At 65.1% G+C, this 26046-nt stretch carries 22 protein-coding genes and 6 tRNA genes; 14 read left to right on the top strand and 14 right to left on the bottom strand.

Features of this window, described 5'->3' with window-relative positions:
• Positions 1-8 precede the first annotated feature (8 nt).
• Genes WDB71_RS08150 through WDB71_RS08130 form a run of 5 tightly spaced genes read right to left on the bottom strand, consistent with a single transcriptional unit; the run spans position 9 to position 2037 of the window.
• Positions 9-329 carry a TusE/DsrC/DsvC family sulfur relay protein gene (locus WDB71_RS08150; RefSeq protein WP_341504149.1) on the bottom strand — a complete coding sequence of 107 codons (321 nt, stop codon included), beginning with the start codon at positions 327-329 and terminating at the stop codon, positions 9-11.
• On the bottom strand, positions 329-586 hold the full coding sequence (locus WDB71_RS08145; RefSeq protein ID WP_341504148.1) for a DsrH/TusB family sulfur metabolism protein: 258 nt from the start codon (positions 584-586) through the stop codon (positions 329-331). The genes WDB71_RS08150 and WDB71_RS08145 overlap by 1 nt, the downstream gene beginning before the upstream one ends.
• Before the next feature lies 1 nt (position 587).
• On the bottom strand, positions 588-950 hold the full coding sequence (tusC, locus tag WDB71_RS08140; RefSeq protein ID WP_341504147.1) for a sulfurtransferase complex subunit TusC: 363 nt from the start codon (positions 948-950) through the stop codon (positions 588-590).
• The gene (tusD, locus tag WDB71_RS08135; RefSeq protein WP_341504146.1) at positions 944-1315 is read right to left on the bottom strand and encodes a sulfurtransferase complex subunit TusD; all 372 of its coding nucleotides are present in this window, start codon (positions 1313-1315) and stop codon (positions 944-946) included. The genes tusC and tusD overlap by 7 nt, the downstream gene beginning before the upstream one ends.
• A gap of 59 nt (positions 1316-1374) precedes the next feature.
• A complete protein-coding gene (locus WDB71_RS08130; protein WP_341504145.1) occupies positions 1375-2037 on the bottom strand; it encodes a Bax inhibitor-1/YccA family protein in 663 nt (220 codons plus the stop codon).
• Between the two features lie 169 nt (positions 2038-2206).
• Here WDB71_RS08130 and WDB71_RS08125 point away from each other — a divergent pair.
• From WDB71_RS08125 to WDB71_RS08085, 9 genes are all read left to right on the top strand, one after another.
• Positions 2207-2296 (top strand) — tRNA-Ser (locus WDB71_RS08125).
• A 175-nt stretch (positions 2297-2471) separates the two neighbouring features.
• Entirely contained in the window at positions 2472-3116 is a 645-nt protein-coding gene (uvrY, locus tag WDB71_RS08120) for a UvrY/SirA/GacA family response regulator transcription factor (protein ID WP_341504144.1), read from the top strand.
• Between the two features lie 4 nt (positions 3117-3120).
• Complete coding sequence (gene uvrC / locus WDB71_RS08115; protein WP_341504143.1) at positions 3121-4935, top strand: excinuclease ABC subunit UvrC; 1815 nt, start codon at positions 3121-3123, stop codon at positions 4933-4935.
• An 18-nt stretch (positions 4936-4953) separates the two neighbouring features.
• A complete protein-coding gene (gene pgsA, locus WDB71_RS08110; protein ID WP_341504142.1) occupies positions 4954-5505 on the top strand; it encodes a CDP-diacylglycerol--glycerol-3-phosphate 3-phosphatidyltransferase in 552 nt (183 codons plus the stop codon).
• Between the two features lie 107 nt (positions 5506-5612).
• Positions 5613-5688 (top strand) — tRNA-Gly (locus WDB71_RS08105).
• Between the two features lie 6 nt (positions 5689-5694).
• Positions 5695-5768, top strand: a tRNA-Cys gene (locus WDB71_RS08100).
• Between the two features lie 87 nt (positions 5769-5855).
• Positions 5856-5931 (top strand) — tRNA-Gly (locus tag WDB71_RS08095).
• Positions 5932-5936: 5 nt separating this feature from the next.
• Positions 5937-6010 (top strand) — tRNA-Cys (locus WDB71_RS08090).
• Between the two features lie 41 nt (positions 6011-6051).
• A tRNA-Leu gene (locus WDB71_RS08085) sits at positions 6052-6138 on the top strand.
• A gap of 64 nt (positions 6139-6202) precedes the next feature.
• Here the strand turns inward: WDB71_RS08085 and WDB71_RS08080 are convergent.
• The gene (locus WDB71_RS08080; protein ID WP_341504141.1) at positions 6203-6784 is read right to left on the bottom strand and encodes an SOS response-associated peptidase family protein; all 582 of its coding nucleotides are present in this window, start codon (positions 6782-6784) and stop codon (positions 6203-6205) included.
• 174 nt (positions 6785-6958) lie between these two features.
• Here WDB71_RS08080 and WDB71_RS08075 point away from each other — a divergent pair, with 174 nt between their 5' ends.
• A complete protein-coding gene (locus WDB71_RS08075; protein ID WP_341501879.1) occupies positions 6959-8152 on the top strand; it encodes an ISL3 family transposase in 1194 nt (397 codons plus the stop codon).
• Between the two features lie 310 nt (positions 8153-8462).
• Positions 8463-9890 (top strand): phospholipase D-like domain-containing protein, encoded by a 1428-nt coding sequence (locus tag WDB71_RS08070; protein ID WP_341504140.1) that lies wholly within the window; start codon positions 8463-8465, stop codon positions 9888-9890.
• A gap of 32 nt (positions 9891-9922) precedes the next feature.
• Here the strand turns inward: WDB71_RS08070 and thrC are convergent, their stop codons facing one another.
• The 4 genes from thrC to WDB71_RS08050 all read right to left on the bottom strand — a co-directional run bounded on the left by thrC (position 9923) and on the right by WDB71_RS08050 (position 15850).
• Positions 9923-11194 (bottom strand): threonine synthase, encoded by a 1272-nt coding sequence (thrC, locus tag WDB71_RS08065; protein ID WP_341504139.1) that lies wholly within the window; start codon positions 11192-11194, stop codon positions 9923-9925.
• Positions 11185-12123 (bottom strand): homoserine kinase, encoded by a 939-nt coding sequence (gene thrB, locus WDB71_RS08060; protein WP_341504138.1) that lies wholly within the window; start codon positions 12121-12123, stop codon positions 11185-11187. Before thrB ends, thrC begins: the two co-directional genes overlap by 10 nt.
• Before the next feature lie 2 nt (positions 12124-12125).
• Positions 12126-14552, bottom strand: a complete 2427-nt coding sequence (gene thrA / locus WDB71_RS08055) for a bifunctional aspartate kinase/homoserine dehydrogenase I (RefSeq protein ID WP_341504137.1) — start codon at positions 14550-14552, stop codon at positions 12126-12128.
• A gap of 212 nt (positions 14553-14764) precedes the next feature.
• A complete protein-coding gene (locus tag WDB71_RS08050) occupies positions 14765-15850 on the bottom strand; it encodes a hypothetical protein (protein ID WP_341504136.1) in 1086 nt (361 codons plus the stop codon).
• Between the two features lie 147 nt (positions 15851-15997).
• On the opposite strand from WDB71_RS08050, the gene WDB71_RS08045 reads away from it, so the two are divergent.
• A complete protein-coding gene (locus WDB71_RS08045; protein WP_341504135.1) occupies positions 15998-16480 on the top strand; it encodes a MarR family transcriptional regulator in 483 nt (160 codons plus the stop codon).
• A gap of 98 nt (positions 16481-16578) precedes the next feature.
• Positions 16579-17733 (top strand): DcaP family trimeric outer membrane transporter, encoded by a 1155-nt coding sequence (locus tag WDB71_RS08040; RefSeq protein WP_341504134.1) that lies wholly within the window; start codon positions 16579-16581, stop codon positions 17731-17733.
• An 85-nt stretch (positions 17734-17818) separates the two neighbouring features.
• Here the strand turns inward: WDB71_RS08040 and acs are convergent, their stop codons facing one another.
• From acs to WDB71_RS08025, 3 genes are all read right to left on the bottom strand, one after another.
• A complete protein-coding gene (gene acs, locus WDB71_RS08035; RefSeq protein WP_341504133.1) occupies positions 17819-19759 on the bottom strand; it encodes an acetate--CoA ligase in 1941 nt (646 codons plus the stop codon).
• Positions 19760-19895: 136 nt separating this feature from the next.
• Positions 19896-21545, bottom strand: a complete 1650-nt coding sequence (locus tag WDB71_RS08030; protein ID WP_341504132.1) for a cation acetate symporter — start codon at positions 21543-21545, stop codon at positions 19896-19898.
• A complete protein-coding gene (locus tag WDB71_RS08025; RefSeq protein WP_341504131.1) occupies positions 21542-21853 on the bottom strand; it encodes a DUF485 domain-containing protein in 312 nt (103 codons plus the stop codon). The genes WDB71_RS08030 and WDB71_RS08025 overlap by 4 nt, the downstream gene beginning before the upstream one ends.
• A 135-nt stretch (positions 21854-21988) precedes the next feature.
• Here WDB71_RS08025 and WDB71_RS08020 point away from each other — a divergent pair, with 135 nt between their 5' ends.
• Entirely contained in the window at positions 21989-25306 is a 3318-nt protein-coding gene (locus WDB71_RS08020) for a PAS domain-containing hybrid sensor histidine kinase/response regulator (RefSeq protein WP_341504130.1), read from the top strand.
• Here the strand turns inward: WDB71_RS08020 and WDB71_RS08015 are convergent.
• Positions 25257-25901, bottom strand: a complete 645-nt coding sequence (locus WDB71_RS08015) for a response regulator transcription factor (protein WP_341504129.1) — start codon at positions 25899-25901, stop codon at positions 25257-25259. The two genes, WDB71_RS08020 and WDB71_RS08015, sit on opposite strands and share 50 nt — an antisense overlap.
• Positions 25902-26046 lie beyond the last annotated feature (145 nt).

Raw genomic sequence — 26046 nt, 5'->3', positions numbered from 1 at the left:
TTTTTTTATTAGAGGCATTTGGCCGGTTTGGGCAGGCCGGCTATCTTGGTGGCCTGTTTGGCCGGGCCCTTGGGAAAGAGCTTGAACAGGTAGGCGGAATTGCCCTTGTCCTCGCCAAACTTCTGCTTCATGGCCTTGACCAGCACCCGCATGGCCGGGGAGGTCTGGAATTCCTGGTAGAAGTCGCGCACGAAGTGCACCACCTCCCAGTGGGCCTCGCTCAGCTCTATGCCTTCCTCGGCGGCAAGCTGCGGCGCCAGGGCTTCCCGCCAGTCGCTGGAGTTGAGCAGGTAGCCCTGCTTGTCTCTTTCTATTGCGTTCAGATCCATTACCAGGTCACCGAATTCTTGTGGTCCAACGTCAAGGCCACCACCTGGGGCCAGCCGAGCGCCTGGGCCTGGTCGCAGCGGCCCAGCAGGGCCCGGGCCCGGGCGTCCTCTTCCAGCCAGTAGCTGGCCTGGGGGCCCTGCCAGTTAAGGGCGTCGTAGCAGCCGTCGCCGTGAAAGAGCAGGGCGTCATCCTGGCCCAGGTAGGGCAGGGCGGCCGTCAGGCCCTGGCGGCTGCCGATAATATGCAAAGTCGTCATCTTAGAACCTGTACACCGCGTCCTGTTGCTTGAGCAGCCCGGCCAGGGCCTCGGGGGCCAGTACTTCTACCGGCAGGCGGATCTCGCCGGGCTCGATACCGCGCTCGGCCAGGGAGGCGGCGCAAACATGGAGCCGCTCCACCTCGTAGAGGGGCAGCGCCTTGAGGGTGGCCAGATAGTCCTTGCTGTGGGCCAGGGCCGGCTCCTGCTGGGGCAGCAGCTGCCAGACGGCGTCGCCAATAAAGCACAGGCAGAGCTCCTGCTCGTAGGCGGCGGCCACCAGGGCCGCGTCAAGGCCTTCGCGGCCGGCGTGGCCGGCGAAGGGGGCCCTGGTCATCACCAAGGCGATCTGCTTGCTTACCATTGCACCGTCCTGTCGCTGTGGATGGTCGCTTCCACCAGCTCGCCCAGGCCGGCCAGTCGGAAGGGCTCGGCCAGGCTGTGGCCGGTCAGGCCCGCATCAAGGCTGGCCTGCTCGTCGACGATGCCGCGCCGCTCTGCGGCCGCCACGCATACCGCCAGCTCCAGACCCTGTTGCCGGGCCAGGGCCGTCCAGGCCTTGTTCAGATCCGGCTCGTCGCCCACCGGCACCTTGAGGCTGCTGATCTGGGCCACGGCGTCCTGGTAGAAGAACACGCTGGCCAGGCTGTGGCCGGCGTCCAGGGCCGCCTTGGCGTAGTTGAGCGCCGCCCAGGGAGCGTCGCTGACCAAAATCGTAATAGTTGCCATAACGTCCAAACGAAAACGGCCCCGCAGGGGGGCCGTGTTTGCGGTGCGCCTATTGTACCTCAGTCGTCCCCGGACAGGGCAGTGAGGATGTTGAGCAGGCTGATGAACAGGTTGTAGATGCTGACGAACAGGGTGACTGTGGCCAGGATGTAGTTGCGCTCGCCGCCGTGGATGATGGCGCTGGTCTGCATCAGGATGGCGCCGGAGGCGAACAGGATGAACAGGCCGGACAGAGCCAGGTGCAGCATGGGCACATCCAGGAACAGGTTGGCCACGAACAGGGCCAGGATCACCCAGAAGCCGGCCATCATCATGCCGCCCAGGAAGGACATGTCCTTGCCGGTGCTGAGCACATAGGCGGACAGGCTGAAGAAGATCAGCGCCGTGCCGCCCAGGGCCATCATCACCAGATCGCCCATGCCGGCGCCCAGGTACAGGCTGAGGATGGGGCCCAGGGTATAGCCCATGAAGCCGGTCAGGGCGAAGACGCTGACGATGCCGGCGCCGGAGTTGGCGGTCTTGTGGGTCAGGAACAGCAGACCATAGAAGCCGACCAGGGTGATGATGAGGCCGGGGTGGGGCAGGTTCAGGGCCATGCTGGTGAAGGCCATGACGGCACTGAAGGCCAGGGTCATGCCCAGCAGCCAGTAAGTGTTGCGCAGCACCTTGTTGGTGCTGAGTGCCGACTCGCGCCTGGCGGTGGCGACATTGCTGTGTTGCATCTGTTGCTCCTTAACAAAAGGGATGCCAATAAAAAACTTTGCCCATCATCTTAGGGACTTGCTCGCACTTTAGCAAAAGGGCGGCGGCTTTGACCAACTAATGAGCAAACGGTGCAGGAGGCACTTTACAGGGCCCAAGGGGCTGGCTATAGTGCTCGGCGTCTGCTGCGGAGGGATGGCAGAGCGGTTGAATGCACCGGTCTTGAAAACCGGCATGGGTTAACGCCCATCCAGGGTTCGAATCCCTGTCCCTCCGCCACTATTCGAAAAGCCACCCCATGGGGTGGCTTTTTTCGTTTCCTGGCTTGCGCAAAGCCTTTGCCCGCCTTTGTTCAAAGTTGCGGCACTTGTCAGCAACACCGGCCGGAAACACTTGCCGTGGCCCATGGCTTTGCATAATGTTGGGCTATCTGTGGTGAGCGGGGTTTGCCGTTTTGATCAAAGTATTGCTTGTCGATGACCACGAACTGGTGAGGACGGGGATCCGCCGCATCATCGAGGATGCCAAGGGCGTCAAGGTGATAGGGGAGGCCCAGACCGGTGAAGAGGCCGTCAAGTTCTGCCGCGAACAGGCCCCGGATCTGGTGCTGATGGACATGAACATGCCCGGCATCGGCGGCCTGGAGGCCACCCGCAAGATCCTGCGCTACAACCCCGACATCAAGGTCCTGGTGCTGACCGTGGTCACCGAGGAGCCCATCCCCCAGAAGGTGATGCAGGCCGGTGCCGCCGGTTACCTGACCAAGGGCGCCCAGCCCGACGAGATGCTTCGCGCCATCAAGAGCGTCAACACCGGCCAGCGCTACCTGGCCCCGGACATCGCCCAGAAGATGGCCCTGTCCCAGTTCAACGGCGCCGACGAGAACCCCTTCGGCCAGTTGTCCGACCGCGAGCTGCAGATCATGATGATGATCACCAAGGGCGAGAAGGTGCAGGCCATCTCCGAGCAGCTCAGCCTCAGCCCCAAGACGGTCAACAGCTACCGCTACCGCCTGTTCGCCAAGCTGGACATCGCCAACGACGTCGAGCTGACCCACCTGGCCATCCGCCACGGCATGCTGGACGCCAGCAAGCTCTAAGCCCATGGACAGCTTCGATCCCAAGGCCTTCCTCAAGGCCTTGACCTCCAAGCCGGGCGTCTACCGCATGTACGACGGCGCCGGCACCGTCATCTATGTGGGCAAGGCCAAGAACCTCAAGAAGCGGGTGTCCAGCTACTTCAGCCGCACCCCGGACTCGGTCAAGACCCAGGCCCTGGTGGCGCAGATCCGTTCCATCGAGGTCACGGTGACCAACACCGAGACCGAGGCGCTGATCCTGGAAAACCATCTGATCAAGGCCCACAGGCCCAAGTACAATGTGCTGCTTCGGGATGACAAGGGGTACCCCTACATTCTGGTGTCCGGTCATCGCCACCCGCGCATCGCCGTGCACCGGGGCCCCAAGAAGGAGAAGGGGGACTACTACGGCCCTTATCCTTCCGCCGGCGCCGTGCGCGAGTCCCTGAAGCTGATGCAGCGGCTGTTCCCGGTGCGCCAGTGCGAGGACGCCTACTACCGCAACCGCTCCCGGCCCTGCCTGCAATACCAGCTCAAGCGCTGCCTGGCGCCCTGCGTGCCGGGCCATGTCAGCGACGAGGACTACCAGGTGGAGGTGGAGCTGGCCAAGCTATTCCTGTCCGGCAAGAACCAGCAGGTGATCGCCAGCCTGGTGGAGAAGATGGAGGCCGCCAGCCGCGAGCTCCAGTTCGAGGCGGCCGCCCGCTACCGGGATCAGATCCAGGCCCTGCGCACCGTCCAGGAAAGCCAGTGGGTCAGCGGCAATGCCGTGGAGCTGGACATCATCGCCAGTGCCGAGGACAAGGGCCAGCTGGCGGTGCAGGTGCTGGTGGTGCGCGACAACAAGGTACTGGGCTCCAAGAGCTATTTCCCCAAGATGCCCAAGGGCACCGAGCTGGAAGAGGGCCTGACCGCCTTCCTGCAGCAGTTCTACCTGGGCGGCATTAGCGGCCGTACGCCGCCGGCCGAGGTGCTGGTCGATCGCACCCTGCCGGAGCTGGCCGTGCTGGAGGAGGCGGTCAGCCAGGAGGTGGGCCGCAAGGTGCGTTTTCGCAGCAATGTGCGCGGCGAGCGGCGCCGCTACCTGCAGCTGGCCGCCAAGAACGCCCAGACCGCCCTGGCCAGCCACCTAGCCACCAGGGACAGCATCCAGGGCCGCTATCGGTCCCTCAGGGCCAGGTTGGGCCTGGTGGATCCCATCGCCCGCATGGAATGTTTCGACATCTCCCATACTATGGGCCAGCAGACGGTGGCCTCCTGCGTGGTGTTCGGGGAGGAGGGGCCGCTCAAGAGCGACTACCGCCGCTACAACATCAAGGACATCACCCCGGGCGACGACTATGCGGCCATGGCCCAGGCCCTGGCCAGGCGTTACAAGGAAGGGGCGGAAAACCTGCCCGACATCCTCTTTATCGACGGCGGCAAGGGCCAGCTGGCCCAGGCCGAGCGGCATTTCGCCGACTGGCCCAATGGGCCACTGCTGATCGGCGTGGCCAAGGGCGTCGACAGGCGGGCAGGGCAGGAGGTGCTGATCTTCGGCGGCAGTCACCAGGAGGTGAACCTGCCGGCGGACGATCCGGCCCTGCACCTGGTCCAGCATATCCGCGACGAGGCCCACCGCTTCGCCATCAGTGGCCACCGAGGCCAGCGGGCCAAGGCCAAGCGTACCTCCACCCTGGAGGGCATAGAGGGGATCGGCCCCAAGAAGCGCCAGGCCCTGCTCAAGTTCATGGGCGGCCTGCAGCAGGTGCAGAAGGCCAGTGTCGACGAACTGGCCAAGGTGCCCGGGATCAGCCGTTCATTGGCCGAACGCATTCATGCTACACTGCACAGCCACTAGGGGCAGCCTCATAACAAGATGAACATACCCAATCTCCTTACCTCCTTTCGCATTCTCCTGATCCCCATTTTCCTGGTGCTGTTCTACCTGCCTTACGACTGGTCCTATATGGCCGCGGCCTTCGCGTTCTGGCTGGCCGCCGTCACCGACTGGCTGGACGGCTACCTGGCCCGCAAGCTCAACCAGTCCACGCCCTTTGGCGCCTTCCTGGATCCGGTGGCAGACAAGATCATGGTGGCGTCGGCCCTGGTGGTCATCGTCGAGGACTACCAGAGCGTCTGGATCACCATACCGGCGCTGACCATGATCGGCCGGGAACTGGTGATCTCCGCGCTCCGGGAATGGATGGCGGAGCTGGGCAAACGCTCCCGGGTGGCGGTGTCCTGGGTGGGCAAGTTCAAGACGGCGGCGCAGATGCTGGCCCTGATCGGCCTGCTGTCCCGCTACAATGATTTCATCATCACCACGGGTTATGTGCTGATCTATATCGCCATGGTGCTGACTTTTTGGTCCATGCTCAGTTACTTGCGGGCGGCCTGGCAGGATCTGTGGCAGGCCGGCCGGGGCTGATCGTATAAAAAAGGCACTTTTTGCTGTTTTTTTGTTTAAACGGTCTGAAAGCCCTGTTTTGGGATATTGACTCAGACCGGCAAGCGGGTAGAATGGCTCGCACTTAAGCGGGAATAGCTCAGTTGGTAGAGCACAACCTTGCCAAGGTTGGGGTCGCGAGTTCGAGTCTCGTTTCCCGCTCCAGACTTTGGCGCGATGGCAGAATGGCTATGCAGCGGATTGCAAATCCGTGGATCTCGGTTCGACTCCGGGTCGCGCCTCCAGTTACAAGACCGGAACGGCTTTAAGGCCGCAGCAGAACGGATAAACTGTGTTTGCAGGGCAGGCTGGTCCAGGCTGAAAAATAAAATGCGGGAATAGCTCAGTTGGTAGAGCACAACCTTGCCAAGGTTGGGGTCGCGAGTTCGAGTCTCGTTTCCCGCTCCAGATTTGGCGCGATGGCAGAATGGCTATGCAGCGGATTGCAAATCCGTGGATCTCGGTTCGACTCCGGGTCGCGCCTCCAGGTTGGAAAAGTCGTCGCAGGACGACTTTTTTGCCATATGGGCCCGAGTGGTGAAATTGGTAGACACAAGGGATTTAAAATCCCTCGCCGTTCGCGGCGTGCCGGTTCAAGTCCGGCCTCGGGCACCATTAAAATCAAAGCATTAGCAAAGGCGCCCCTGGGCGCCTTTTTTCGTTTCAGAAATTCAGCCGATCAGAAGTGGATGGGGCCGTCCACCGCCTCGCCAAGGATCTCCGGCCCCTGGTAGCTGGCCGTCAATTCCAGGGCGCAGATGGTGTTGCTGAGGTAGGCCTGGGCCACCTCAGGGCGCAGCAGCACCGGCATGCGCTCCAGGCAGGGCCGCATCGCCTCCTGGGTCAGCAGGATCACCGAGCCGTCGGGGAAGCGCTCGTTGGGTTGCCACCAGATCCCGGCCACCAGCATGTGCTGTTCCGGGCTGGAGAAGTAGTAACGCTGGCGACGGTGACCCTTCTGGCGCCATTCGTACCAGCCGTTGATGGGGACCAGGCAGCGACGGGTGTTGAAGGCGAATTTGAAGGTGATGAGATCCGCCACCGTTTCCGCCTTGGCGTTGATCAGCAGCCGTTTGGAGTTGCGGGCCGCCAGGCCCCATTTCAGGCTAAGGGTGCTGGCGCTGTCGCCTTCCTGCACATAGCACTGCAGCTGTTGGGTCGGTTTGAGATCGCCGTTGTTGCCCAGCTCCAGGCTGTCAAAGCCGGTACCTATGATGCGCTTGCCATCATAAACGCCATGAACCGCAACGCGCTCGCACATGAGTACTACCCCTCCAGATCCCCTTAAGTGAAAAGCATAGCCGTCCGCCCGAGGCGCAGGGACCGAGGAGAAAAAAAAGGTTCTTCGCACATTAGCGGGGAATAGATGTGAAAACGGCTGGATAGGTTATTGTGATGTCGCCAAACAAAGACACTAACCAACCAGCCGTTTTCGATGTCGCAGCTTACCCTTCCGTTCGAGCTGTGGGAAGGCTTTAGCCCCGACCACATAGAGCAACACGACCAACATCTCACCATTCACCTCAGCCCCAATCGCCCGCCCTGCTGTCGTTGCGGCAAGCTGGCCCAAGCCGTCCACGACACCACCTGGAGAACGGTCGCCGATCGCGCACTGATGGACCATACCGTGACCCTCAAGGTGCCGGTGCGACGGCTTAACTGCCATCAGTGCGGCCGAGGGACCGAACACATCTCCTGGCTGCGTCCCTTCGCCCGTTTGAGCTGCCGTCTGGAACGCTACGCCGAACGCCTACTGGCGTTACTGCCGGTCAAGCAGGTCGGTGAACTGCTGGGGCTGCACTGGCACACCGTGAAGGCCATCGACAAGCGCCGCCTGCAGCGGCAGGTCACCGAGCCCGACTGGTCCCGGTTGCGACGACTGGTCATGGATGAGTTCGCCCTGTTCAAGGGCCACCGCTACGCCACCGTCATCGCCGATGCGGATACCCACCAGGTGTTGTGGATAGGCGAGGGACGCAGTCGCCGCAGCATCCGGCCCTTCTTCGAGCGGCTAGGCGAACGCTGTCAGCAGATCGAGGCCGTGGCGATGGACATGAACACCGCCTTCGATCTGGAGGTGCAGGCGCATTGCCCCAACGCCAGGGTGGTCTACGACCTGTTCCATGTGGTGGCCAAGTATGGCCGGGAGGTGATTGACCGGGTGCGGCTCGACTGTGCCAAGGCCCAGGGCACCGAGCAGCAGGCCCGCCGTCATATCAAGCGTAGCCGCTGGGTGTTGCTCAAAAACGAGGGCAATCTCAATGACAAGGAACGTGGCCGCCTCGAAGCCTTGCTGGCCGCCAACCGTGATCTGATGGTGGTCTACGTGCTCAAGGAGCAGTTGAAGGCGCTGTGGTACTGCCGCGATGAGCAAACGGCCCATCGCCAATGGCGGCTCTGGTGGCAGCAGGTGGAGGAAAGTGGCATCGCGCCGCTGTTGCAGTTCGCCCGTAAGCTAAAACCCTACTTGCCAGGGATAGTCGCTTCCGCCAGCTATCCCCTCCATACCTGCCGGCTGGAGGGGATGAACAACAAAATCAAACTGATGAAGCGGATGGCTTATGGCTATCGGGATCTGGAGTACTTCTTCCTGAAGATAAAAGCCGCCTTCCCCGGAGATCCGCGATGAACCAAAAAAAAGGCCGCTGGATAGCGGCCTGTAAGGGGTCTCGAGGGAATCGAGAAATGTTGCTTGCAGGAGCCAGTCTACGGATCCCCCCCGCACAGTGAAGCGCTATCAAATGGTGGTTTATTGACCATTCAGCATTGGAAAAAGTTGCTGCCATTGGTTACAGGGCCGCCCCTTTCCGTTTTCCAACCACCAGGAGTTGTCACAAAAAATCTTTGATTATGCAACAACTTGCCGTGACAATAGCGCCGCCCAGGGAAGGGACCCCTATGGCAGGATGCCGCACACTATAACGACAAGAGATAACATCATGCTAAGACTGTCCCCCCTGGCGTTGTGCCTGGGCCTGGCTGCCACTGCCCAGGCCGGCGATATCGACGTCTACTTCAATCACCCCGTGAACCCGCCTGCCGTCGAGACCAACCTGGAACAGGTGGTCATAGACGTCATAGACGCGGCCAGCAGTAGCCTGGACGTGGCCATCTACGACCTGGATCTGCCCGGCATCGCCAACGCCCTCAAGGCGGCCAGGCAACGGGGTGTCACGGTGCGGGTCATCACCGACGAGGACAACATCGGTGCCGAGAACCAGCAGGCCCTGGCCATCCTGGAGGGCGCCGGCATCCCCTGGATCGATGATACCGAGAACGGCTCCGCCGGCTCCAAGATCCAGCACAACAAGTTCATCGTCGTCGACGGCAGGAAGGTGCTGACCGGCTCCACCAACTTCACCCAGAGCGGTATCCACGGCGATCTGGACGCCCAGGGCCAGCTGATCTCCGCAGGCAACCTTAACCACATGCTGGTGATCCAGTCCCAGCAACTGGCCGGCGAATACGCCTACCAGTTCAACCAGATGTGGGGTGACGGCCAGGGCGGCGCCAAGGACTCCCTGTTCGGCCTCGGCAAGCAGGACCACCAGCTGACGGTGACCTACACCGACAATGACAACATCAAGGTGGAGGTGCAGTTCACGCCCCAGTCACCGACCCTGTACGCCGGCTCCACCCTGGCCAATCTGGAAGCCTGGCTCAAGGGCGCCGAGCAGCGCATCGAGGTGGCCCAGTTCGCCTTCAGCGCCCAGGTGCTGGCCGATGCCATGCAGGTGGCCCAGGGCAGGGGCGCCGAGATCCGCGGTGTCGGCGACAGCAGCTTCTTCTACCGCTACTTCAGCGAGTTCCAGGACATGGCCGGTATCGCCAAGCTCAACGACAACGGCGAATACGAGGTGGACGCCTACACCGGTCATGGCAACAACCCCTGGCCAACTCCGGTGGAGGTCTACGCGGCCAAGGTGCCTGGCGGTGACAAGCTGCACCACAAGTTCTTTGTCATCGACAACATGGTGGTGACCGGCTCCCACAACGCCTCGGGTGCGGCCGCCTTCGGCAACGACGAGAACCTCATCGCCATCCATGACGCCAACGTGGCCGCCCAGTTCCACGGCGCCTTCGAGCGGATGTTCTGCGAGGCCAAGGGCGAAAGCGATTGCGCGGGTGCGCCGCTGCCCGCAGGCGGTACCTGGGAAGGGGTGACCTTCACCGGTGCCCAGGTCCAGGCCACCCTGGAGCTGGCCAACACCGCCAGCCAGGCCACCCTGGACGACGCCGTGGCCCTGGACAGCCGCGCCGCCGGCAACATCGTCGCCGCCCGGCCCATTGCCGACATGGACGCCCTGGCCGCCATCGGCTACGTGGGCAGCAGCGCCCTGACCAAGCTCAGGGACTACCAGCCCTGACCAGACAAGGCCGGCATTCGCCGGCCTTTTTGTTACAACCCCTTCAGGTAGCTGCGCAGGGCGCCGAAGTCGTTGGCCAGCGGCCGTGACAGCAGCGGCCTGTCCAGGGCTTGGCTCAACACGTCCGGCAGGGGCACCTTCAGGCCGACCCTTTCCTCGAGCACGTCGGCAAACTTGGCCGGGTGGGCCGTGGCCAGGAAAATGCCGGTCTGGCCAGGTCGCCGATGCCGGCGCAGCAGCTCGTAGGCGATGGCGCCATGGGGCTCGGCCTGATAGCCAAGTCCGTCCAGGTGATGCACGGCATCGAGGATGGCGGCGTCATCCAGGTGACCGTGCTTAAGTTCGGCAAGGGACCAGCCCTGCTGCCGCAGCAGCGCCTCGACCCTGGGCCAGTTGTTGGGCCGGCTCACGTCCATGGCGTTGGCCAGGGTCGGCACAGTGGCGGCCGGTTGCCATTGGCCGCTTGCCAGGTAGCGGGGCACTGTGTCGTTGGCGTTGGTGGCCACCACGAAGTTGTCCACGGGCAGGCCCAGGGCCTTGGCGATCAGGCCGGCGGTGAGGTTGCCGAAGTTGCCGCAGGGCACCGAGATCAGCAGCGACTCGCGCCGCTTAGGTGGCAGCTGGGCCACGGCGTCCACATAGTAGAACACCTGGGCCAGCAGCCGGGCGATATTGATGGAATTGGCGGAGTTGAGGCCCATGGCCCCGACCAGGGCGGCATCGTCGAAGGCCTTTTTGACCAGGGCCTGGCAGTCATCGAAGCTGCCGTCCACGGCCAGGGTGTGGACATTGCCGCCCAGGGTACAGAACAGCCGCTCCTGGAGGGCACTGATCCGGCCCCTGGGGTAGAGCACCACCACCTGGACATTGGCCAGGCCGTGGAAGGCGTGGGCGACGGCGGCGCCGGTGTCGCCCGAGGTGGCGGTGAGTATGGTGACCGGCTCTCTGGCCAGCAGCGACAGGCAGCGGGCCAGGAAGCGGGCGCCGAAGTCCTTGAAGGCCAGGGTGGGGCCGTGAAAGAGCTCCAAGGCATAGCAGTGGGGCTCCACCTCCACCAGCGGGGCCGGGAAGTCGAAGGTGCCGGCCAGCAGCTGCGCCCGCTGGCCGGCGTCGAACTCATCACCAAGCAGGCTTTGTAGCAGCAGCCCATGGCGTTCGGCCCTGGGCAGACTCAGCAGCGCCGCCATGTTGACGGCCGGCCAGGCGGCGGGGAAGAACAGGCCCTGGCCCCGGCCCAACCCCTGCAGGCAGGCGCCGGCAAAGAGCTGTTGTTCATCCGGGTGTTTCAGGTTTATTAGTTGCATGCTTGTTCCCCCAGGGCGCGTGCGCCTTGTTGATCCACTGTGCACAGCACCACAAAGCCGTCCTTGCCCACCAGGAATTGCTGCTCCAGCCTGGCCTTGGCCAATGCCGCTGAAGCCTGGTCGGCAAAGCAGCCGTAGAGGCTGGGGCCGGACCCGGAGATACCGGTGGCCAGGGCGCCACAATCGGCCATGGCCTGCCAGGCGGGGCGACAGCCCGGGATCAGCGCCTGGCGCCTGGGTTCGGCAATGATGTCCACCATCTGTGCGAAGCAGGCCGGATCCCGATTGTGGCAGGCATCGACGAAGGCGGCCAGCCGCCGGGCCACCGCCAGGCTGTCTTCCAGCGACAGCGCCTCGGGAAGGCAGGCGCGGGCCTCCCTGGTGTCGAGGCGGACACCCGGGTAGGCGATCAGCCAGACGGCATCGGGAGTCGGCAGGGCCCGGCTGTGCTGGCCGCCGGTGATCAACCTGAGGCCGCCAAGGAAGGCCGGGGCCAGGTTGTCGAAGTGGCGCGCCCCTGAGATGCTGGCTTCCAGCTCGCCCATCAGCGCCAGCAGCTCATCATCGTCCAGGGGCCCGTCATGGAGTTCGTTGAGGGCCACCAGGGCCGCCACCACGCTGGTGGCGGAGGAGCCGAGGCCCGAGCCGACCGGCAGCCCCTTGTACAGGCAAAGGGCCGCCGGCCGGGCCGCCATACCCCTTGCCGCCAGGGCAGCGCCGAAGCGCTCCCGGGCCCGATCGACGATATTGTCCCCGGGCAGATCCTTGGCGAAGGGGCCACAGCAGGCCAGGCTCGGCGTGGCGCTGAACTCGGCCTGGACCCAATCACCGAGCAGGCTGCCGTCCAGGGGCTTCAGGGCCAGGCCCAGCAGATCGAAACCGACGCTGAGGTTGGCGCTGGAGGCGGGGGCATAGATGCAGACGGACATGCTCAGCCCTCCCGGTGCCAGTTGAGGGTACGCAGCAGATCGGCGAAGACGCCGGCGGCGGTGACCTCGTTGCCGGCGCCATAGCCGCGCAGTACCAGGGGCACCGGGCTGTAGTAGTCGCTGTGAAAGGCCAGGGCGTTTTCGCCGTCGCGGACCGTGGCCAGGGGCGAGTCCTTGGCCACCGCCCTGAGGCCCACCTTGCAGCGGCCGTCCTCGATGCTGCCCACGTAGCGCAGCACCTTGCCTTGGCTCTGGGCCTGCCAGATGAGGCCGTGGAAATGGGCGTCCCACCGGGGCAGGGCGTCCACGAACTGGGCCAGGCTGCCCCGGCAGGCATTAGCCGGCAGCAGCGGCTCCACCTCGATGTCGTCCATGTTGAGCATGAGGCCTGCCTCCCTGGCCAGGATCAACAGCTTCCTGGCCACGTCCAGGCCGCTGAGATCCTCCCGGGGATCCGGCTCGGTGTAGCCCAGCTCCTTGGCCATCAGGGTCGCCTCGGACAGGGGCAGGCCGTCCTCAAGCTTGCCGCAGATGTAGGACAGGGAGCCGGACAGGATGCCTTCGAAGCAGCGCAGCCGGTCGCCGGCGGCCAGCAGGTTCTGCAGGTTTTCGATCACCGGCAGGCCGGCACCGACAGTGGTCTCGTACAGGTACTTGCGCTTGTGCCTGATGCACAGCGACTTGAGCTGCCGGTAGTAGGCCAGATCGCCGGTATTGGCGCGCTTGTTGGGGGTGACCACGTGGAAGCCCGCCGCCAGGAAGTCGCCATAGCGGGCCGCCACCTGCTCGCTTGCGGTGCAGTCGGCGATGACCGGGTTGATCAGGTGATGCTCGCGCACCAGGGCCTTGAGGGCATCGAGATCAAAGCCCTGGCTGCTGCCGGCCAGCTGCGCCTGCCAATGGTCGAGATCCACCCCCTGGGGGGCCAGCAGCATCTGCCTGCTGTTGCCAAGGGCCAGCACATTGAGGCGGATCTGCCGCTCGGCCAGGGCGGCCTGCTGGCGCCGGATCTGCGCCAGCAGGGCACTGCCGACGCCCCCCACGCCCAGCAACACCAGGTCGATGCGCTGCTGGCTGTCGAAGAAGGCCTGATGGCTGGCGCGCAGTCCTTCGTTGACCTTGGCGCCGGGCACCACGGCGGAGATGGAGCGCTCCGACGAGCCCTGGGCTATGGCCACCACGTTGATGCCGGTGCGGGCCAGGGCCGAGAAGAAACGGCCGGCCACGCCGATGGAATGGCGCATGCCGTCGCCGACCAGGGTGATGATGGCCAGCTGCTCCAGCAGCTCTATGGGATCCAGCAGTCCCTGGGCCAGCTCCAGGTTGAATTCCTGGACCAGGGCCTGGCGGCAGGCGGCGCCGTCCGCGGCATGGACGCAGAAGGAGATGCTGTACTCGCTGGAGGATTGGGTGATCAGCACGATGGACACCCCGGCCCGCTGCACGGCGGTGAAGATGCGGCCAGCCATGCCCACCATGCCCTGCATGCCGGGGCCGCTGACGCTGATCATCACCATGGACTCGAGATCGGACAGGGCCTTGACGGCGCTGGGCTCCTGGCCGGCGTCACCGATCAGGGTGCCGGGCTCGGCGGGCCTGTCGGTCTGCTTGATGCGCACCGGGATGCCTTTTCTGCTTACCGGGCCCAGGGTCTTGGGGTGCAGCACCTTGGCGCCGAAATAGCACAGCTCCAGGGCTTCGGCATAGGAAAGGCTGTGCAGTCGCCGGGCGCCCGGCACCCGCCTGGGATCGGCCTGGTAGACGCCGTCCACGTCGGTCCAGATCTCCAGCTCCCGGGCGGGCAGGGCGGCGGCCAGCAGCGCCGCCGAATAATCGGAGCCGTTGCGCCCCAGCAGCATGGCGCCGCCTTCGGCATCGCCGGCCAGGTAACCGGGCATCAGCAGCAGACCGTCCCTGGGCAGCCCGGCCACACGGGCCGCGGCCAGCTCCGTGTCCACCTGGCCGTCCAGCACAGGGCCCCTGGCGGGCAGCAGTTGGCGGGGATCCAGCAGCAGCGGCTGGTGGCCACGGGCCTTGAGCAGGGCTTCCATCAGGGCGATGGACAGCCGCTCGCCCAGACTGACCAGCTCGGCCACCACCGACTCGGGGCGCTGCCCCAGCAGCCGGCAACCCTCGTGGAGGCGCTCCAGGCTGGCCACCAACGGCTGTACCTGGCGGTGCAGCGCCTCGGCGTCGAGGCCCGGCTCTGCCTCGGCAAGGTCGGCCGTCCAGCGATGAAAGCGGCTCGTCAGTTCGGTGGCTTCAAGCCTGCCCTCGACCAGGGCAAAGAGGGCGTCCGTGGTGCCGGCCGGCGCCGACAGCACCAGGGCCACCGGGCCGGTGGCCAGGGCGGTACCGACCAGCTCGGCCACCTGGCAGAAGCGGGACGCGTCGGCCAGGGAAGAGCCGCCAAACTTCATCACTTTCATCGCATTTACTCCATAAAAAAGGCCCGCTCCTTTGGGGGAGCGGGCCTTTGGCTGTTGGAAACTGATGTTTCGCTAGCGCACGCGCCACCCCCGGGACCACAGCGTGGTACCGGTAATGGTGGTGGTGGTGTTGCGCAGCAGCGGATTCATCAGGTTCTCCTTGGAATTCCCTTTCAGCTAAGCCCGACCGGCGGTGCCCTGTCAAGTCAAAATCAGAAATAGAAGCCGATGTTGATGTTGAGGCGGGAATGCCAGCCGTCGTTGCCCGGTGCTTCCAGGCCGACGCCGTTACCGCCGGCGAACCACATGTTCTTGCCGGCGATCCAGTCGACATAGGTGTAGAGGCCGCCCTTGGCGACCAGGCAGCCGGTGACGTTCTGGATGGAGTCGTCGTTGCCGCTGCCGTCGGCCAGCATCTGGGTGTGATCGTTGTAGCAGGTGATGCTGTCGGCAAAGGCGTTGCCCACCTTGAAGGTCTTGGCGACGTTGAAGCTCACCACATCCATCTCGGATGCCACCTCGAAGGGGAACTGGAAGGCGGACAGGGTCACGGTATCGGTGTTGGTGTCGTACTCCTGGCGGGCGTACTGGAGCTGTACATTCCAGCCGGCGTCGTTGTTCCAGTCGCCGTGGAGGGCGGCCTGCCAGCGGCCCTCGTGCTTTTGCTGCTCGTTCAGGTAGAGGCGGCCCGCTTCCAGGGAGACGCCCAGATCCAGCTTGCCGCCGGCCAGCGGCATGGTCCTGGCGGCACGCAGGTTGAGCTGGTTGTTTTCGTCGGCGCGCTCGCCGTCGACGGCGGCCAGATCGAAGGAATAGCGGTCGAAGCGGTCGCCATTGTCGTATTCGGCGTTGTGGAAGTAGCCGGCGTGGAACAGCCAGTCGCCGCTCTTGTGCTGGTAGACGACGCCGGTGTCATAGTCGTCTTCCATGCCCAGGTAGTAACCGCCGCCGAACCAGAAGCTGTGGGAGACCACCGGCAGGATCCCGAAGGGCACCAGGGTGACGCCGGCCTTGATGGCGCGGTTCTCGTCGAAGTTGTAGCCCACATAGGCGTGGTGGATGGCCTCGAAATCCTGGTACCAGCGATACTGGGCGGAATAGAACCAGTCTTCATGGCTGCCGTTGACATCGATGCGAAACAGCTCGATGTCCCATTCGCCGCCCTTGTCCTTGTTCTTGTCGTCGTAGTCCTTCCAGGCATAGTTGACCCGGAAGGCGCCGCCAACGTCCACCTCTGCCAGGGCCTGGGGGGCCGTCATGGCCAGGCCGACGGCAAGGGCGATGCTCGCTCGTTTCATGATTCTCTCCAAGGATTATTATTCGTGCGCGAATATTATGGATCGGGGCCAATTGCCCCTGCAATGGGGGACGAAGACTTTGCTTGTTTACCGGCCGCTTCCGTCTAAAATAGCGCTAATCTTTTCATCCCCATGGAAAAAGTGCCCATGAAACGCGTGGACGAAGTGCTGACGGCGTTGCGCCAGATCATCCGTGCCATTGATTTGCACTCGAAGAAGCTCAACAAGACCTCGTCCCTGACCGGTCCCCAGCTGCTGCTGATGCGGGCCATCGACGGCCAGCCCGGCGACACCACCCGCAACATCGCCCGCATCGTCAACCTGTCCCAGGCCACGGTCACCAGCATCATCGACCGCCTGGAGGCCAGGGGCCTGGTGATCCGGGAAAGATCCACCCTGGACAAGCGCAAGGTGATGCTGGATCTCACCGATGCCGGCCGGGAGCTGTTGGCCAAGGCCCCGGCACCATTGCAGCAGGCCTTCATCACCCGCTTCGAGTCCCTGGAGGAGTGGGAGCAGTCGCTGATCCTCAGCTCGTTGCAGCGGGTGGCCAGCATGATGAACGCCGACGATCTCGATGCCTCGCCCATGCTCACCCTGGACACCATCACCCCTACGACCAAAGACTAATGGGTCCACCCCGGCGCCACGGGCATAGTGAATGCCAGTGGTGCCGGAAGGCGTCTTTTCCTTCCCGTGCCCGTCCATGACAACAGGAAGGAAACCCCATGAGATACCCACTTGCCGGCCTGGTGGCCGCGACCCTGGGCCTGCCGTGCCAGGGCGCCATCACCCTGATGGACGACGGCCAGACCCAGGTCAGCTTCGGCGGCTTTGCCAAGGCCTCCCTCTTCTACAGCCATTACAGCGACGGCAAGCTCCCTTCCGGCAGCATCGGCCGCCAGTTCTACGTGGCCGGCACCATACCGGTCTGCGACGAGTGCGACAGCGGCAAGGCCCTGGACTTCTCGGCCCGGGAAACCCGGCTGGTGCTGGCCAGCCGCAGCGACCTCGGCCGGCACCGCCTCGGCACCCGCCTGGAGATGGACTTCCTGGGCACGCCCAATGGCAACGAAATGGTATCCAACTCTTACACCCCCAGGCTGCGCCATGCCTACTTCACCTTCGACGACTGGCTGTTCGGCCAGACCTTTACCACCTTCCAGGACACGGCCGTGCTGCCGGAGTCGGTGGATTTCCTGGGACCGGCCGAGGGCACCGTCTTCCAGCGCCAGGTACAGGTGCGTTATCGTTTCGGCAGCTGGCAGTTTGCCCTGGAGAACCCGGAGACCGTGGTCACGCCCCATGGCGAGGCCGGCAAGCTGGACCTGGACGACGGCCTGCTGCCGGACATGGTGGCCCGCTACGATCACCATTTCGACGGCGGCCACCTTAGCCTGGCCGCCATCGGCCGCCAGCTGCGGGCCGACGAGCCAGGCCTAGAGGACAGCGCCTTCGGCTATGGCCTCAGCCTGGCCGGGCGCTTGCAGCTCGGCGCACGGGACGACCTCAGCTTCATGGCCACCCATGGCGACGGCCTGGGCCGCTACGTGGCCCTTAACGCCGTGGCCGATGCCCTGGTGAGCGCCGACGGCGAGCTTAAGACCCTCAAGACCATCTCCGGCTTTATCTCCTACCGACATTGGTGGAACGACCAGTGGCGTTCCAGCCTGGTGCTGTCGGCACTGCGAGCGGACCAAGAGCCCCATCTGGTGGATGACGCCATCACCCGCCGCCTGCACTCCCTCCATGCCAATCTGTTCTATTCCCCGGTCAAGGCGCTTTCATTCGGGGTCGAATATCTGCTCGGCCAACGCCAGCTGGAAAACGGCGCCAGGGGCAACCTGAACCGGCTGCAGTTTGCCGCCAAGTACAGCTTCTAAGCGGCACCAGAAGGGAACAAGCCGCTCAAGGGCGGCTTTTTTAATGCACAAAAAAGCCCGCCGGTGCGGCGGGCAAGGGGGTGCGCTACTGGTTGAGACGGCTTGTCACCAGGGAGTCGATGACGCCGGGGTCGGCCAGGGTGGTGGTGTCGCCCAGGGCCTCGCATTCGTTGGCGGCGATCTTGCGCAGGAAGCGGCGCATGATCTTGCCGGAGCGGGTCTTGGGCAGGGACGGGGCCCATTGGATCAGATCCGGGCTGGCCAGGGCGCCGATCTCGGCTCGCACCCATTGCCGCAGGGCCTGGCGCAGCTCCTCGCTGGCCGCCACGCCCTGGTTGAGGGTGACATAGGCGTAGATCCCCTGGCCCTTGATCTCGTGTGGATACCCGACCACGGCCGCCTCGGCCACCTCGGGGTGGGCCACCAGGGCCGACTCTATCTCCGCCGTGCCCAGGCGGTGCCCGGAGACGTTGATGACGTCGTCGACCCGGCCGGTGATCCAGAAGTAGCCGTCCTCGTCCTGGCGGGCGCCGTCGCCGGTGAAGTAGTGGCCGGGGAAGGTGGAGAAGTAGGTCTGCACGAAACGCTCGTGGTCGCCGTAGACGGTGCGCATCTGGCCCGGCCAGGAATCGCTGATCACCAGGTTGCCTTCGCCCTCGACCGGCTGGCCCAGGTTGTCCACCAGGGCGGGCTGCACGCCCATGAAGGGCAGGGTAGCAGAGCCGGGCTTGGCGTCGATGGCGCCGGGCAGGGGCGCAATCATGATGCCGCCGGTCTCGGTCTGCCACCAGGTGTCCACTATGGGACAGCGGCCCTTGCCGATCACCTCGTGGTACCAGCGCCAGGCCTCGGGATTGATGGGCTCGCCGACGGTACCTAGGATGCGCAGGCTGGCGCCGTCGAAGTTATCGAAATGCTGGGGGCCCTGGGCCATCAGGGCGCGGATCAGGGTCGGCGCCGTGTAGAGGATGGCCACCTGGTGGCGGTCGACTATCTCCCCCAGGCGGGCCGGGCTGGGCCAGTTGGGCACCCCTTCGTGGATCAGGCAGGTGGCGCCGTTGGCCAGGGGGCCGTAGACCAGGTAGGAATGGCCGGTGATCCAGCCAATGTCGGCGGTGCACCAGTAGACCTCGCCGGGCTGGTAGTCGAACACCAGCTCGTGTGTGTAGGAGGCGTAAACCAGGTAGCCGCCGGTGGTGTGCAGCACGCCCTTGGGCTTGCCGGTGGAGCCTGAAGTGTAAAGGATAAATAAGGGGTCTTCGGCGTCCATCTCCTCTGGCGGGCAATGCTCGCTTGCCTTGGCCATGGCGTCGTGCCACCACAGATCCCGGTGCTCGTGCCAGGGGATGTCGCCGCCGGTGCGGCGCAGCACCAAAACCTTGTCCACCGTCTTGACGTCGGGATGGGTGAGGGCCTCGTCCACGTTGGTCTTGAGGGGGATGCTGCGGCCACCGCGCAGGCCTTCGTCGGCGGTGATCACCAGCCTGGCCTTGCCGTCGATGATGCGCCCGGCGATGGCATCGGGGGAGAAGCCGCCGAACACCACCGAGTGGACGGCGCCGATACGGGCACAGGCCAGCATGGCCACCACCGCCTCCACCACCATGGGCATGTAGATGGTCACCACGTCGCCGCGGCCTATGCCCTGGTGCTTGAGCACGTTGGCGAAGCGGCACACCAGGCCATGCAGCTCCTGGTAGCTGACGTGGCGAACCTCGCTGCCGTCGTCGCTTTCCCAGATCAGCGCCGTCTGCTCGCCGCGCTCGGCAAGGTGGCGGTCCAGGCAGTTGGCACTGGCGTTGAGGGTGCCGTCCTCGTACCAGCGGATGAAGACGTTATGGGGATCGAAGGAGGTGTTCTTGACCCGGGTGTAGGGCCTGATCCAGTCGATGCGCTTGCCGATGGTGCCCCAGAAGGAAACGGGATCCTGCACCGAGGCCTGGTAGGCCTGCTGGTATTCATCCTGGGTGATGCGGGCATCCTTGGCGATGGCGTCCATGACCGGGTAGCGGGCGATCTGCGTCATTATTCTTTCCTTCCTGTAGAAGTGGTTGGCACCAGTATGTAAAGCGGGCCCAGGCCGGGCCATTAGACCAAGGTATAAGAAAAGCCCGGCCACGTCCGGGCTTTGTTAACAAGATGGGCACCCTTGGCGCCGCCGGTCAGTGCTGGCTGGCGCCGGCGGCCCCCAGGCCGGTGTGGGAGCGCACGAACTGGGGCACGAACAGCGCCCGTTCTTCGGCGGCCGCCGCCGAGCGGTCGGTGACGCTGAAGTACCAGCTGGCGGCAAAGGCGGCGCTGACCGAGAACAGGGCCGGGTACTGGTAGGGGAAGATGGCCCGCTCGAAGCCCAGCACGGCCTCCCAGACGGTGGGGCCCAGGATCACCAGGCTGATGGCGGTCACCAGGCCGGTCCAGCCACCGACACGAGCGCCGCGGGTGGTGAGCCTGGACCAGTACATGGACAGCAGCAGCACCGGGAAGTTGGTGCTGGCGGCGATGGCGAAGGCCAGGCCCACCATGAAGGCGATGTTCTGCTGCTCGAACAGGAGCCCTAAGGCGATGGCCACCAGCCCCAGCGCCAGGGTGGCGTACCTGGACACCCTGATCTCCTCCCGTTCCCCGGCCTGGCCCTTGCGAATGACGTTGGCGTAGAGATCGTGGGACACCGCCGAGGCACCGGCCAGGGTCAGCCCGGACACCACCGCCAGTATGGTGGCAAAGGCCACGGCGGCGATGAAACCGTAGAAGAGATCGCCGCCCACCGCCTTGGACAGGTGCACCGCGGCCATGTTGTTGCCGCCCAGCAGGGCGCCGGCGGCGTCCTTGAAGTCCGGGTTGGTATGGACCAGCACGATGGCGCCGAAACCGATGATGAAGGTGAGGATGTAGAAGTAGCCGATGAAGCCGGTGGCGAAGAACACCGACTTGCGGGCCTCCCTGGCATCGCTGACGGTGAAGAAGCGCATCAGGATGTGGGGCAGGCCGGCGGTGCCGAACATCAGGGCGATGCCAAGGGAGATGGCCGAGACCGGATCCGACACCAGGCCGCCCGGGGCCATGATGGCCTCGCCCTTGGGATGCACGGCCACCGCCTGCTCGAACAGCAGGGCCGGATCAAAGCCCACGTGCAGCAGCACCATTACCGCCATGAAGGTGGCGCCGCACAGCAGCAGCACCGCCTTGATCAGCTGTACCCAGGTGGTGGCCAGCATGCCGCCGAACATCACATAGAGCACCATCAGCACCCCCACCAGCATCACCGCCACCTCGTAGGGCAGGCCGAACAGCAGCTGGATCAGCTTGCCGGAGCCGACCATCTGGGCGATGAGGTAGAGGGCCACCACCGCCAGCGAGCCGCTGGCGGCCAGGGTGCGGATGGACTTCTGGCCGAGGCGGTAGGAGGCCACGTCGGCGAAGGTGTAGCGGCCCAGGTTCCTGAGCCGCTCGGCGATCAGGAACAAAATGATGGGCCAGCCCACCAGGAAGCCGATGGAATAGATCAGGCCGTCGAAGCCGGACAGGTAGACCAGGCCGGAAATGCCCAGGAAGGAGGCCGCCGACATGTAGTCGCCGGCGATGGCCAGGCCGTTCTGGAAGCCGGTGATGCCGCCGCCGGCCGCGTAATAGTCGGACGCTGTCTTGGTGCGCCGGGCCGACCAGTAGGTGATGGCCAGGGTCAGGGCCACGAACACCACGAACATGGCGATGGCCGGCAGGTTGAGGGGCTGGGTTTGGGCCTCGCCGTCCAGGCTGCCGGCCGCCAGGGCCAGGGCGGGGCAGAGCGCCAGCAGGAAGATCAGGGCTTTCATGGGGTTTGCTCCTCCAGGATGGCGGCGTTCTCGGTGTCGAACTCGTGGTTGGACTTGCGCACATAGAGGCCGGTGAGCACGAAGGCGCTGAGGATCACCACCAGGCCGGCCGGGATCCCCCAGGTGATCACGCTGCCCTGATAAAGGGGCCTGGCCAGCAGCGCCGGCTCGAAGGCGATCAGCAGGATGAAGGTGAAATAGATGGCCAGCATCAGGGCCGACAGGCGCCAGGCATAGCGTTCGCGCCTGGCCACCATGGCCTGGAACCGAGGGCTCTGGTTGATCTCTTGGTAGCGACAGGGGGTCATGTTCGGGCTCCTGTTTAACATGATGCTCACAATCTAGGTGCCCGGGCCCGTGCCGCCCAGTCGACTTTAGTCGAAAGCCCCTTTTGGCGGGGGCTGTGGTAAAAAGGCAACTCCAGATAAATCAGGGAGATCCCCATGCCCCTCTGGCTTGTCGGCCTGCTGGCCCTGCTCTACGTCCTGGTGCTGTTCGCCATCGCCTGGCAGGGCGATCGCCGTGAACAGACCCTGGGCCCGGCCCGTCGCCAGCTGATCTACGCACTGTCACTGGGGGTCTATTGTTCGTCCTGGAGTTTCCTCGGCACCGTGGGCCAGTCGGCCCAGTCCATCTGGTCCTATCTGCCGGTGTTCATCGCGCCCATCCTGGTGATGGCGCTGGGCTTTGGCACCCTGCAGAAGCTGGTGCGGGTCAGCCACAGGCACAGGATCACCTCCCTGGCCGATTTCCTGGGGGCCCGCTACGGCAAGTCGCGGCTGGTGGCGGCCACCGTCACCCTGATCGCCCTGCTGGCCTGCCTGCCCTATATCGCCCTGCAGCTCAAGGCCATGGTGCTGAGCCTGGATATCCTCAGCGGCCAGCAACAGCTGCCCGGCAGCACCGCCCCCGTGGTGGCGGCCTTCCTGGCGCTGTTCGCGATCCTGTTCGGCACCCGCAAGCTCGACGCCACCGAGCACCATCCCGGCCTGATGCTGGCCATGGCCTTCGAGTCCGGCCTCAAGCTGATGGCGTTGCTGGTGGTGACCCTGGTGGTGATCTACGGCAGCTTCGACGGCCTGGGCGAGCTGATCAGCCTGGCCGTCACCGAGCAGGTGGTCCGCAGCGATGCCCTGTCGAGCCTGCCAGCCCTGCTGGCCCAGAGCCTGGTGGGGGTGTTCGCCTTCTTCTGCCTGCCGCGCCAGTTCCACGTGATGGTGGTGGAGAACCAGTCCGAGGGGGATCTGCGCCAGGCCCGCTGGCTTTTCCCCCTCTACCTGGTGCTGATCGCCCTGCCGGTGGCGCCCCTGGCCCTGGCCGGCGGCCTGATCTTCCAGGGCCATCTGGCGGCCGACACCTATGTGATCTCGCTGCCGCTGCTGGAGGGACACCCCTGGGTGGCCCTGCTGGCGGTGCTGGGCGCCATCTCCGCCGCCACCGGCATGGTCATCGTCGCCACCGTCACCATCGCCACCATGGTCTCCAACGAGCTGCTGGTGCCCTACCTGCTCAAGACCAAACGCCTCGAGGGACGCAACTTCGAGCACTTCGCCCGCCAGCTGCTGCACCTGCGCCGGGCGGTGATCCTGCTGCTGTTGCTGCTGGCCCTGATCGTCTACTGGCACATGGGTAACGGTCAGGCCCTGGCCGCCATGGGGCTGCTGGCCTTTGGCGCCTTTGCCCAGCTGGGGCCGGCGCTGCTGGGTGGGCTCCATTGGCAGGGCGGCAACCGCAAGGGGGCGCTGCTGGGACTGGCAGCCGGTTTCGGCAGCTGGTGGTGGCTGCACGACTGGCTGCTGGGTCCCTACGCCATACTGCTGTCGCTGCTCATCAACGGCGTTGTCTACGGCCTGGGTTCGCTGCTGCTGCGGGCCGGGGTCATAGACCGGCTGCAGGCCGCCAGCTTCGTGGCCAGCGGACAGGAGCAGCAGCGCCAGGGCGGCGCCATCAGCCTGGCCGATCTCCAGGCCCTGGCAAGCCGTTTCGTGGGGCCGGTGCGGGTGGCGGCCGCCATCGAGCGCCACGCCAGGGCCCAGGGCTGCAGCGGTGCCGAACTGCCGCGCCAGGCCAGCGCCGAACTGATGGAAGACATCGAACGGCTGATGGCCTCGGTGATCGGCGCCGCCAGTGCCGCCCTGGTGATGCGCTCGGCGGTGCAGGGCCGGGATATCGCCCTGGACGAGGTGGTGACCCTGGTGGACGAGGCCACAGAGCAGCTGCAGTTCTCCCGGGAGCTACTGCAGGGGGCCATCGAGAACGCCTCGGAGGGGATCTCCGTGGTGGATCGGCACCTCAACCTGGTGGCCTGGAACCGCCGTTACCTGGCGCTGTTCGACTACCCGCCGGGCCTCATCCAGGTGGGCCGGCCGGTGGCACAGCTGATCCGCTTCAATGCCGAGCGGGGCTGGTGCGGGCCTGGCGCCGTCGAGGACCATGTGGCCAGGCGGGTGAACCATATGCGCCAGGGCTCGGCCCACAGCTCCGAGCGGGAAAGGCCGGACGGCAGCGTGATCAAGGTCCAGGGCAACCCCATGCCCGGCGGCGGCTTCGTGATGACCTTCACCGACATCACCGTCTACCGCCGGGCGGAGCGGCTGCTCAAGGCCGCCAACGAGGAACTGGAGCTGCGGGTGGCCGAGCGCACCATGGAGCTTTCCGCCGCCAAGGCCGAGGCCGACAGGGCCAACCAGTCCAAGAGCCGCTTCCTGGCCGCCTGTGGCCACGACCTGATGCAGCCGCTGAACGCCGCCCGGCTGTTCACCTCGGCGCTGCTGCAGCAGGGGGGCAACGACCAGGCCCTGCTGGAGAACATCAAGTCGTCGCTGAAATCGGCCGGCGATCTGCTCACCGACCTGCTGGATATCTCCAAACTGGATGCCGGCACCCTGAATGTGAACCGCAGCACCTTCGACCTCAAGGCCATGCTGGACAGCCTGGCCGGCGAGTTCGCCATACTGGCCCGGGAGCAGGGGGTGATCCTGGATTGCCGGCTCCGGGCGCTCAGCGTCGCTTCGGACCGGCTGCTGCTCAGGCGCATCATCCAGAACTTCCTGGCCAACGCCATCCGCTATGGCAAGGGCGGCCGGGTGCTGCTCAGCGCCCGCAGGCGCGGCAAGGCCGTGCTGATCCAGGTCTGGGACACAGGCCCCGGCATAGCGCCGGAGCAGCAGGAGGCCATCTTCGAGGAATTCCGGCGCCTGGACAGGGACGAAAAGGGCCTGGGCCTGGGTCTGGCCATCGCCCAGCGCATGGGCCGGATCCTCGGCCACCCGCTGTCGCTGCGCTCCGTGCCCGGCAGAGGCAGCGTGTTCGGGGTGCTGGTGCCCCTGGCCGAAGCGCCGGCGCGGCCGGCCAGCACGCCAAGGTTCGGGCCCAGCCACCTTGGCAACCCCAGGGTGCTGTGCCTGGACAACGACGAAAGCATATTGGCGGCCATGGCTGCACTGCTCGAAGGCTGGGGCTGCACCGTGCTCACCGCCCGCAACCGCCGGGAGGCGCTGGCCCTGGCCGACGACAAGCTGGACATGATGCTGGCGGACTACCACCTGGACGGCGGTGACGACGGCCTGGCGGTGATGGCGGCGGTACGCAAGCAGCTGGGCCGGGCGCTGGCGGGGGTGCTGATCACCGCCGACAGCCGCCAGGAGCTCATCGAACAGGCCAGGGAGGCCGGCTTCGGCTACATGGCCAAGATGGTCAAGCCGGCGGCACTCAGGGCGCTGATGATCCGGCAGCTGGGCTCAGCGACTGCAGTGCAATGACCGCCTGGGTGCGGTTACGGACATTGAGCTTCTTGAAGATGGCGGTGGCGTGGGCCTTGATGGTGGCCTCCGATACCTCCAGCTCGTGGGCCACCTGCTTGTTGAGCAGGCCCTCGGCAAAGAGCGCCAGCACCTTGTACTGCTGGGGCGTCAGCGCCGCCAGGCCGTCGGCCAGGGCCTGCTCCTCGGCCGCCTGCTGCCGGGGCTGGAAATGGTCGGGGTACCAGAGCTCGCCGGCCAGCACCGAGGCCAGGGCATCGCCGATGACGGCCAGGTCCGCCGACTTGGGGATGAAACCCAGGGCGCCGTACCGGTGGGCCCGTGACAGGCTCTGGTCGTCCTCGTGGGCGGAGATGATCACCACCGGCAGGGCGGGGTAGCGCTCGCGCAGCTGCAGCAGGCAGGAAAAACCGTGGGCGCCCGGCATGGTCAAGTCCAGCAGCACCAGATCCGGCTCGTCGCCGTCCAGCTGAGCGAAGAGGCTGTCGGCGTCGCAGCATTCGCGCACCTGCAGGTCCTGGCCCTGGCTTTCGATGGCCAGGCGGATGGCACTGCGAAACAGCGGGTGGTCGTCGGCGATGAGGATTTCTGGCATGGTGGTGCTTGTCCAATAACCGGGTCACGGCAGTGTAACGTTTTTTTAAAGGATACTGCCAGCATAAGGCGCTGGCGCCAATAACGATAAACAATTAACCGGCAACGCGTTGTTATAAAAGCCATTACACATTGCAGCAGTGTAG

Origin of the sequence: Gallaecimonas sp. GXIMD4217, assembly GCF_038087665.1 — a bacterium.
Classification (GTDB): Bacteria; Pseudomonadota; Gammaproteobacteria; order Enterobacterales; family Gallaecimonadaceae; genus Gallaecimonas.
This window is presented reverse-complemented; position numbering and strand designations above follow the sequence as displayed.